This is a genomic window from Brachybacterium sp. SW0106-09 (assembly GCF_001293905.1).
Taxonomy (GTDB): domain Bacteria; phylum Actinomycetota; class Actinomycetes; order Actinomycetales; family Dermabacteraceae; genus Brachybacterium; species Brachybacterium conglomeratum.
The window spans coordinates 114,584-122,369 of record NZ_BCAK01000055.1 but is presented as its reverse complement, the minus strand read 5'-3'; the positions used below and the strand labels follow the sequence as shown (position 1 = coordinate 122,369).

The window sequence follows — 7,786 nt, the reverse complement described above, 5'->3', positions numbered from 1 at the left end:
CATCCCAGCCGGCCGCAGGCCCGCCAGAGGCCATTACAGTTCTACCCGCTCGTGAGCGAGCTCGCCTCCGACGGGATCCCCGTCGCGGTGTCCCTGCGGGTCCTGAAGCTCTCCCGCCAACCCTACTACCGCTGGCGGAAACAGCAGGTCACCGGAGCTGAGCTGGTCGAGGCCTACCGGGCGAACGCGCTGCTGGATGCCCACCGCGATGATCCCGAGTACGGGTACCGGTTCCTCGCCGGCGAAGCGGAAGCCGCCGGCCAGCGGATGAGCGAGCGAACCGCGTGGCGGATCTGCCGCGACAACCAGTGGTGGTCGGTGTTCGGGAAGAAGCGCGGCAAGAACGGCAAACGTCCGGGCCCGCCCGTGCACGATGACCTGGTCCAGCGGGACTTCACCGCCGACGACGTCAACGAGCTGTGGCTGACTGACATCACGGAGCATTGGACCGACGAGGGCAAGCTCTACCTGTGCGCGATCAAGGACGTGTTCTCCGGACGGATCGTCGGCTACTCGATCAGCGACCGGATGAAGGCTCGGCTCGCGGTGAACGCACTGGACAACGCGATATCCAGGCGTCGCGACGCTGCCGGTTGCATCGTGCACTCGGACCGAGGATCTCAGGGCGGATTCAACTGGTCGTCGCAACACCTCGATTTTGGAGGTGTTCGGTGGCGACGAAGGATTGGATTGCGAAGACCGGCGACGCGCCCGAGGGGGTTCGTCGGCAGTGGCGTGCGGATCGAGCGCTCAGGCCGCCGATGCGTTCGCCTGGACGGCCTGCACCCTCGAAGGCGGTGCAGCGACAGTTCTGGCGGCTGATCGCGACGGGTATCACGTCTGCGGAAGCGTCGATCGCGGTGGGCGTGTCCGTGCCGGTTGGGATGCGTTGGTTTCGCCACGCTGGCGGTATGACGCCGCTGAGTCTGGCCGAACCGTCGGGCCGATACCTGTCGTTCGAGGAACGCGAGGAGATCGCGCTCCTGCGCGCCAAGGACAAAGGCGTGCGAGAGATCGCGCGTGAGCTGGGACGTGACCCGGGAACGATCTCCCGGGAACTACGCCGCAACGCGGCGACGAGGAGCGGCAAGTCGGAGTATCGAGCATTGGTGGCGCAGTGGAAGGCGCAGGAGACGGCGAAGCGTCCGAAGGTCGCGAAGCTGGTCGTGAACGACGCGCTGCGTGAGTACGTGCAGGACCGTCTCGCCGGGAAGATCCGCCGGTCCGACGGCACCGTGGTCGACGGGCCGACACCGCCGCCGTGGAAGGGTTTGAACAAGCCGCATCGGGCGGACCGGCGGTGGTCTCTGGCGTGGAGCCCGGAGCAGATCTCTCACCGGTTGAAGATCGACTTCCCCGATGATGAGTCCATGCGCATCAGCCCGGAGGCGATCTACCAGTCGCTGTTCATCGAGGGCCGCGGCGCGCTCAAACGCGAGCTGGTGGCCTGCCTGCGCACCGGGCGGGCGCTGCGCCAGCCTCGGGAACGGTCACGGAACAAGCCGCAGGGGCACGTCACCGAGGACGTGGTGTTCTCGAAGCGGCCCGCTGAGGCCGCTGATCGCGCGGTTCCCGGGAACTGGGAAGGCGACCTGATCATCGGCACCGGCCGGTCGGCGATCGGCACCCTCGTCGAACGCTCCAGCCGCTCCACGATCCTGGTGCACCTGCCGCGCCTGGAAGGCTGGGGCGAGCAGCCCGTGGTGAAAAACGGACCCGCGCTCGGCGGCTACGGCGCTCTCGCGATGAACGCCGCGCTGGCCGCGTCGCTCACCACGTTGCCCGTCCAGCTGCGTCAGACCCTCACCTGGGATCGCGGGAAGGAGCTCTCCGGACACGCGCAGCTCACCCTCGATACCGGCACGAGAGTGTTCTTCGCTGACCCGCACTCGCCCTGGCAGCGTCCGACGAACGAGAACACGAACGGGCTGCTGCGGCAGTACTTCCCGAAGGGCACGGACCTGTCGCGTTGGTCCGCGGAGGACCTCGAATCGGTCGCTGCCGCGCTCAACAACAGGCCCCGGAAGACCCTCGGCTGGCGCACCCCCGCGGAAATATTCGCCGAGCAACTACGCTCGCTTCAACAGCCCGGTGTTGCATCGACCAGTTGAACTCGCCCAGTTCAGGTCACGGAAGTTCGTGCACGCTCTGAACCGTCATCACCTCATCGGATCGATGGGGAAAGTCGGTGCCGCCGGGGACAACGCCGCGATGGAGTCGTTCTTCGCACTGCTCCAGAAAAACGTCCTGGACCGGAAGAGGTGGCGGACCAGAGAGGAGCTCCGCATCGCGATCATCACCTGGATCGAGCGCACTTACCATCGCCGTCGCCGGCAGGCCCGCCTGGGCCGATTGACCCCCATCGAGTACGAGACCATCATGAACCCGGTCGCCCTCGCGGCCTGACACCCCAACTGTCACCTGAACGTGCGGCAGTCCCACCTGGCCCAATCTCAAGGCCCTCGTCGGCGGTGCCCGGTGACGCTGGAGTCACCTGACCCGAGGGTGATGGAGCAGTACAAGCTCGCCGTCGAGATGGCCGACAGAGTGTCTGCCCGCCGCGCGGTCGCCAACGCCTTCTTCCTGACGGTGAACACGACGCTCGTCGCGGTAGTCGGCCTGGACTCGGCCAGTGCCCGGTCAGTTCCGCTGTCCGTCGCGGTCTGCGCGGCCGGCGTCGTCGTTGCTGGCTGCTGGATGTTCCTCCTGCAGAACTACCGCCGCCTGAATGAGGCGAAGTTCGTTGTCATTAACCGGATCGAGGACGAGCACCTGCCCGTCAAGATGTTCAAGGACGAGTGGGCACTGCTCGGGGGAGAGGACGCGCCGGCAGGCAGGAGGGGCAAGGTGAAGGTCGGCCTTAAGCAGCTCGGTGGCGTCGAGCGGCTGGTCCCATGGGTCTTCGCCCTGTTGTACATCGTCCTCCTCGTCGGCAGACTCGTCTCATGACGGCCTACCTTGAGCGCGACGCGGAGCTGATCAGGCGGTGTCTCCCGGAGGGGACGGAGGTGCCGGAGGACTCCGACGACCTCTTCCTGATGTACGCGGTTCTCCTGCGCGCCAAGGGCGCTGACGTCCATGCGTCGGACGTGCACGACGCGTGGTCGGCCTGGATGCTCCGCGTCGACCCCGGCCACGAGTCGATTCGCCCCTTCAGAGAGCTGGACGTGGAGACGCGTGGTGAGGACGGGCCGTTCCTGGTCGCGATCAGGACTGCTGCGCACCGCCTCACGTAGGGACCGCACTGAGCTTGCTGCCGTGAAGTTGGTCTGTGCCGGAACTCGGTCAGTTTTCGTTTCGCCGTCTAGCATCTGGTTCGGCGCAGTAGCGCGTCTGTATGAGACTCGAAGCGTAGTCTTGAGTCAGAGGGTATCGAGGTCGAAGGGGACGAGATGGCTAGGTCTGGCTCACTCAGGTCCGAGATCGGGCGGCTGAAGACAAAAGGAGCAGCCCTATCGAAGGATCTGGCCAAACACCGCGAGGCGGCAGCCAAGGCTAACGCTGAGGCCAGTAAGAAGCGGACCCAGGCGGCCCGCACTAAGTCGGACTCGACTCGCAGGACGGCGACGTCGGCGGCGGAGCGGGAGGACAAGAAGGCGGCTGATGCGCTGAAGAGGGCTGCCGAGGTTGAGAAGCGGATCGCCGAAAACGACAAAGCCATCGGATCGAAAGAGGCTTCGCTTGCTGCAGCCGAGAAGTCTGAGCGAACGGCGCAGGCCCGTGACGACGACAAGCGACGGCGTATTGAACTACAGCATGCTCGCAAGGTCGCTCAGGCCTCACGCAAGGTAACGGAGGTTCGATACGTGCGGGTAGCCTTGCCTAGGCCGGAACCGCTGAGAGTCCTGTACGTGACGGCGAACCCGGAGGCGGTGGAGACCGTCACGCGACACTCGGACGGCACCGAGGTGCGGGAGGGGGTGTGGCTTCGCGTGGACTATGAGGTCCGACAGGTAAAGGAGATGCTGAAGAAGTCGAAGTACCGGGAACTGGTCGTGGTCGAACACCTTCCCGCGGCCACCACGATGGACCTACTCGAAGGCCTCAACGAGCACCGCCCTCACTTGGTTCACTTCTCGGGCCACGCCAACTCTCTTGGGTTGCTCATGGATAACGAAGCTGGAACCCAGGAAGGGGACGGCCTGGACTTCACGACGTTAGCTCGGCTCCTTGGCGCAACCGATGAACCGCCACGACTCGTGGTGCTCAATGCTTGCGAGAGCCTCGCAGGGGCCGATGACCTACTAAAGACGGTGCCTACCGTAATCGCGATGTCCGACTCGATCAACGATGCCAGTGCTGTCGTCTTCGCGGCACGCTTCTACTCCGCCGTCGCGTCCGCGCAGTCGGTCTCCACCGCACTGGAGCAAGCAAAGGTCGCGATGGAGGTGTCAGCGCTTGACGACGCAGACTTGCCAGAGATTAGAGCCAGAGAGGACGTCGACCTGGCCTCGCTGGTGCTCGTTAAGCCCGTGTCGTAGCGAGGCACAAACTGCCGGATCGCTATTGATAATCGTCTGCGACTACTCGGGAGACTTGATGTTGGACAAGTTCTTCACGATTGGTGGTTCGGGACGCCCTGGCTCCCAGAACTCCCAGCCGACCTTCTTTCCCAGGTCGCCGAAGCAGCCCTGGACGCCGAGGCGGTGGACGCAGAACCACCAGGTCTCCAGCTCGTCCGCGATGCGGCCCCGCAGTCTGGCCTCGTAGTCGTCCAGCGCCTCGCTGTCTCCGTAGGGGACTTCGGCGAACTCCGGCTCTGTGGTCCTAACGTGGAACTCGACTCGCTCCCAGTACTCAGACGGTGGATCGTCCGAGCCGGGCTCGTTGGTTGCGAGGATGTCCAAATGGTGGAAGCGTCCAGATTTCCCGTAGCGAGCAAACGTCGCGAAGAGAAGCGGGAGCGCGGTGCTCCTGTTGATCTGAGTAGCGAGAGTCTCGGCGTACCCGGTGTGGGTGGACCTCGCCAGGCCGCGTTCGATCGCAGTGTCGAGCAGCTGACTCAGCCTCTGGATGTCGTGGCCCCAGTCGTCTTTGAGCGTCTTCTTGGAAGGCCATGAGCCCGCGGCCGCGACCTCGTTGCAGCCGAGCATGACCTTCATGGCCTTCTCCACGCCGATGCTACCGAGAGTGAACACGCCATCGCCGTGCCGGGATACGAAGCGAAGGCTCCGGATTGCCTCCACGGAGTCGCGGAGGAGGTTGCGCACTGACCCGGCCTCCTCAAGGAGCGCGAACCCCTGACGCGTCGACAACGCCGGGTGCAGTCCCGGTCGAAGCCCCTTCGACGGGCTTGATGCCATTCCCTCGGTCCTCCTCGCGCGCCTGTGGTCACCCTCTTGCCCAGGATAGGCGGGCGGTGGCGCATCATGAGCGACGTACGCTCGCCAAAGCGCGAGTCGCTGTCGCCTAAGGTTATTCGGCTACGGAACGTGGTGGAGTTTAGGTTCAACGTGTGATCGACGGCCGATTACCGGGCACGCTGGACTTCAGTTCATCTGTGGTCGAGTGGCCCAGGCGTTGACATTGCATTGCTGCTCGGTGTGGTCGCCCGCAGCCACGACTGTTCCGTCGGCGCGCAGCCCAAGCGAGTGTCTCGCTCCGGCTGCGATCGCTGTGATGCCGGTCCATGACTGGACATCGCACTGGCCGAACTGGTTGTCGCCCGTTCCGAAGACCCTTCCGGTCTGGCTCAGCGCGAGCGTATGGACGGAGCCGGCCGCCACTGAGGTGATGCTTCTCCACGATGACACCTCGCACTGGCCTCTGCTGTCGTCGCCGACGGCGACGACGGTGTCGTCTTCGTGTAAGCCGACGGTGTGCAGGTAGCCGGCAGAGACCCCGGACACGTGTGTCCACCGGGCGACGTCGGTCTGCCCTCGCTGATTGTTGCCAGTTGCGAGGGCTGTGCCGTCGCGTCGAACTGCGACTGTGTGCCAGTCGCCGCACGCGATCGCGACGATCCCGCTCCACAACTGCACGTCACACTGTCCTTCCGCGGTGCGACCGGTGGCGACGACCGATCCGTCGGCACGTAGCCCCACGGTGGTCCTCCAGCCGGCGGCTATTGCCGTGATCTCGCGCCACTGCGTGACGGCGGTCTGCCCGGCGTCGCTCCAGCCGGTAGCAAGTGCAGTCCCATCGGCTCGGAGCCCCACTGTGTGAGACTTGCCGGTATTGCGGGCCGTGTGGACGCTGCCAGCGGCTACGGCGATGACGTCGGACCAAGGTAGGACGTCACACTCGCCGGCTTGATTGTTGCCAGTGGCAATCACGGTCCCGTCCTCGCGTCGCAGCACTGAGTGCCGGTTCCCGGCCGCGAGTACGGTGCGCACGTGGACCTCCTCCGCGGTTCTCGTCGCCACCTGATCGTAGGCCGTCATACCAGTCGTTGCGGCAACGCCCGTCTCGTGGCCCCAGCGCGACGTGGCAAGGTTACCGACCTCGGAACTCGGACGAGCTCCAGCACTCCCGCGACCGTAGTGACAGCTCTGGTGCTCGCAGTCGTCCGAGAGCTTGTGATCGTCCCGATCTCCCACATGGGAGCGCCGGAGGGACGGTGAGCGAGCGCCGACCTACGGACGTAGCTCTCCAAAGGTGATTCGGCTACGGAATGCGGTGGAGTTCCGGTTTAACGTCTAGCGTTATTGACGCCGGTCGTTATATCCTGGTCTCGTGATCAGATCGTTCGGGAGCAAGGACACCGAACGATTGTGGCGTCGTGAGCGAGTGCGCTCGATCGATCATCGGATCCATCGGGTCGCGCTGCGCAAGCTTCGTCAGGTGGGGTCTGCAGAGTCTCTCGAGGACCTCCGCGTCCCGCCTGGCAATCGGCTCGAGGCGCTCAAGAGCGATCGGGTCGGGCAGCACAGCATCAGGATCAACGACCAGTGGCGGATCTGCTTCGTGTGGACCGACGCTGGACCAGAGGAGGTGCAGATCGTTGACTACCACTGACAGGATCGAGCCGATTCACCCGGGTGAGGTCCTCATGGAGGACTTCATTGAGGGCTTCGGCATCACACAGAACAAGCTCGCCGTGTCGATCGGCGTCCCGCCCCGGCGGATCAACGAGATCGTGCACGGCAAGCGGGGGATCACGGCGGACACCGCGCTCCGGCTCGGCAAGCTCTTCGGCACCACCGCACAGTTCTGGCTGAACCTGCAGACGCTCTACGACCTCGACCTCGCAGAGGATCGCGCGGCTGAGCAGATCGACGCCATCGTGCCGCTGCAATCCGCATGACCTTCAGCGGGATGGACGCCGCTGAGGTAGTCCGAGTCGTTGACTGGCTCGAGGAGCGATCAGTCGTCTACCAGGTCAACGGCGGATGGGCCGTTGACGCTCTGCACGGTTCCCAGACCAGATCGCATGGTGATCTGGATGTTTTCGTCGACTCGACGACGGTCGACGCCCTCATGGAATGGTTGCTCGGTCGCGGATACAGCATCGTGGAGGACTGGCGTCCGATCCGAGTTGAGCTGCGCGCCGGCGACAGGGCGGTCGATATCCATCCGATGGACGTGGACTGTGTCGGCGACGGGGTCCAGCAGGGCTTCGGTGAAGACTCGTTCGTCCACCGAGCGCGCGAGCGCGCGGTCGGAGTGATCGGAGATCGCTCGGTAGTTGTCGCGTGCGCCGCGCGACTCATGGCGCTGAGGCTCGGTTACGACCTCCGGCCGGAGGACCGCCACGATCTCGACGTGCTTGGGAGGTTGGTCGCCGACCACTCTTGAGGTCCGTGGCGGGCAGTTGACGCAGATGGTTGTCCGTGCCGGAACTCAG

Annotated in this window: 10 protein-coding genes and 1 pseudogene; 9 read left to right on the top strand and 2 right to left on the bottom strand. The window is 64.9% G+C overall.

Translation table 11 applies throughout. The annotated features are described in order from the left end of the window. Positions 1–267 precede the first annotated feature (267 nt). The 6 genes and pseudogenes from Y09_RS18250 (at position 268) to Y09_RS16990 (ending at position 4,481) form a co-directional block, all read left to right on the top strand. Positions 268–822 carry a DDE-type integrase/transposase/recombinase gene (locus tag Y09_RS18250; RefSeq protein ID WP_371440370.1) on the top strand — a complete coding sequence of 185 codons (555 nt, stop codon included), beginning with the start codon at positions 268–270 and terminating at the stop codon, positions 820–822. Positions 823–911: 89 nt separating this feature from the next. Further along, positions 912–2,111, top strand: a complete 1,200-nt coding sequence (locus tag Y09_RS15015; RefSeq protein WP_148639684.1) for an IS30 family transposase — start codon at positions 912–914, stop codon at positions 2,109–2,111. A gap of 4 nt (positions 2,112–2,115) precedes the next feature. After that, positions 2,116–2,406: pseudogene (locus Y09_RS15010) on the top strand (IS3 family transposase); the annotation flags it as partial. A gap of 102 nt (positions 2,407–2,508) precedes the next feature. Continuing rightward, the gene (locus Y09_RS15005) at positions 2,509–2,949 is read left to right on the top strand and encodes a hypothetical protein (RefSeq protein WP_053918650.1); all 441 of its coding nucleotides are present in this window, start codon (positions 2,509–2,511) and stop codon (positions 2,947–2,949) included. Beyond that, on the top strand, positions 2,946–3,236 hold the full coding sequence (locus Y09_RS15000) for a hypothetical protein (RefSeq protein WP_053918647.1): 291 nt from the start codon (positions 2,946–2,948) through the stop codon (positions 3,234–3,236). The genes Y09_RS15005 and Y09_RS15000 overlap by 4 nt, the downstream gene beginning before the upstream one ends. A gap of 156 nt (positions 3,237–3,392) precedes the next feature. Further along, positions 3,393–4,481 (top strand): CHAT domain-containing protein, encoded by a 1,089-nt coding sequence (locus Y09_RS16990; RefSeq protein WP_082358890.1) that lies wholly within the window; start codon positions 3,393–3,395, stop codon positions 4,479–4,481. A 42-nt stretch (positions 4,482–4,523) separates the two neighbouring features. Here Y09_RS16990 and Y09_RS14990 read toward each other — a convergent pair whose 3' ends face one another. After that, entirely contained in the window at positions 4,524–5,303 is a 780-nt protein-coding gene (locus tag Y09_RS14990; RefSeq protein ID WP_053918643.1) for a hypothetical protein, read from the bottom strand. A gap of 186 nt (positions 5,304–5,489) precedes the next feature. Further along, positions 5,490–6,383 (bottom strand): RCC1 repeat protein, encoded by an 894-nt coding sequence (locus tag Y09_RS14985; protein ID WP_053918641.1) that lies wholly within the window; start codon positions 6,381–6,383, stop codon positions 5,490–5,492. 292 nt (positions 6,384–6,675) lie between these two features. On the opposite strand from Y09_RS14985, the gene Y09_RS14980 reads away from it, so the two are divergent. Genes Y09_RS14980 through Y09_RS14970 form a run of 3 tightly spaced genes read left to right on the top strand, consistent with a single transcriptional unit; the run spans position 6,676 to position 7,737 of the window. Continuing rightward, on the top strand, positions 6,676–6,957 hold the full coding sequence (locus tag Y09_RS14980; RefSeq protein WP_053918639.1) for a type II toxin-antitoxin system RelE/ParE family toxin: 282 nt from the start codon (positions 6,676–6,678) through the stop codon (positions 6,955–6,957). Continuing rightward, the gene (locus Y09_RS14975; protein ID WP_053918638.1) at positions 6,944–7,246 is read left to right on the top strand and encodes a HigA family addiction module antitoxin; all 303 of its coding nucleotides are present in this window, start codon (positions 6,944–6,946) and stop codon (positions 7,244–7,246) included. The genes Y09_RS14980 and Y09_RS14975 overlap by 14 nt, the downstream gene beginning before the upstream one ends. Positions 7,247–7,257: 11 nt before the next feature. Further along, positions 7,258–7,737 carry a nucleotidyltransferase domain-containing protein gene (locus tag Y09_RS14970; protein WP_234695760.1) on the top strand — a complete coding sequence of 160 codons (480 nt, stop codon included), beginning with the start codon at positions 7,258–7,260 and terminating at the stop codon, positions 7,735–7,737. Positions 7,738–7,786 lie beyond the last annotated feature (49 nt).

What these genes read in the sequence shown, in the direction of transcription:
- Y09_RS18250 (WP_371440370.1), top strand. Translation starts at nt 268, where the DNA reads ATGAGCGAGCGAACCGCGTGGCGGATCTGCCGCGACAACCAGTGGTGG.
- Y09_RS15015 (WP_148639684.1), top strand. Translation starts at nt 912, where the DNA reads ATGACGCCGCTGAGTCTGGCCGAACCGTCGGGCCGATACCTGTCGTTC.
- Y09_RS15005 (WP_053918650.1), top strand. Translation starts at nt 2,509, where the DNA reads ATGGAGCAGTACAAGCTCGCCGTCGAGATGGCCGACAGAGTGTCTGCC.
- Y09_RS15000 (WP_053918647.1), top strand. Translation starts at nt 2,946, where the DNA reads ATGACGGCCTACCTTGAGCGCGACGCGGAGCTGATCAGGCGGTGTCTC.
- Y09_RS16990 (WP_082358890.1), top strand. Translation starts at nt 3,393, where the DNA reads ATGGCTAGGTCTGGCTCACTCAGGTCCGAGATCGGGCGGCTGAAGACA.
- Y09_RS14990 (WP_053918643.1), bottom strand. Translation starts at nt 5,303, where the DNA reads ATGGCATCAAGCCCGTCGAAGGGGCTTCGACCGGGACTGCACCCGGCG.
- Y09_RS14985 (WP_053918641.1), bottom strand. Translation starts at nt 6,383, where the DNA reads ATGACGGCCTACGATCAGGTGGCGACGAGAACCGCGGAGGAGGTCCAC.
- Y09_RS14970 (WP_234695760.1), top strand. Translation starts at nt 7,258, where the DNA reads ATGGACGCCGCTGAGGTAGTCCGAGTCGTTGACTGGCTCGAGGAGCGA.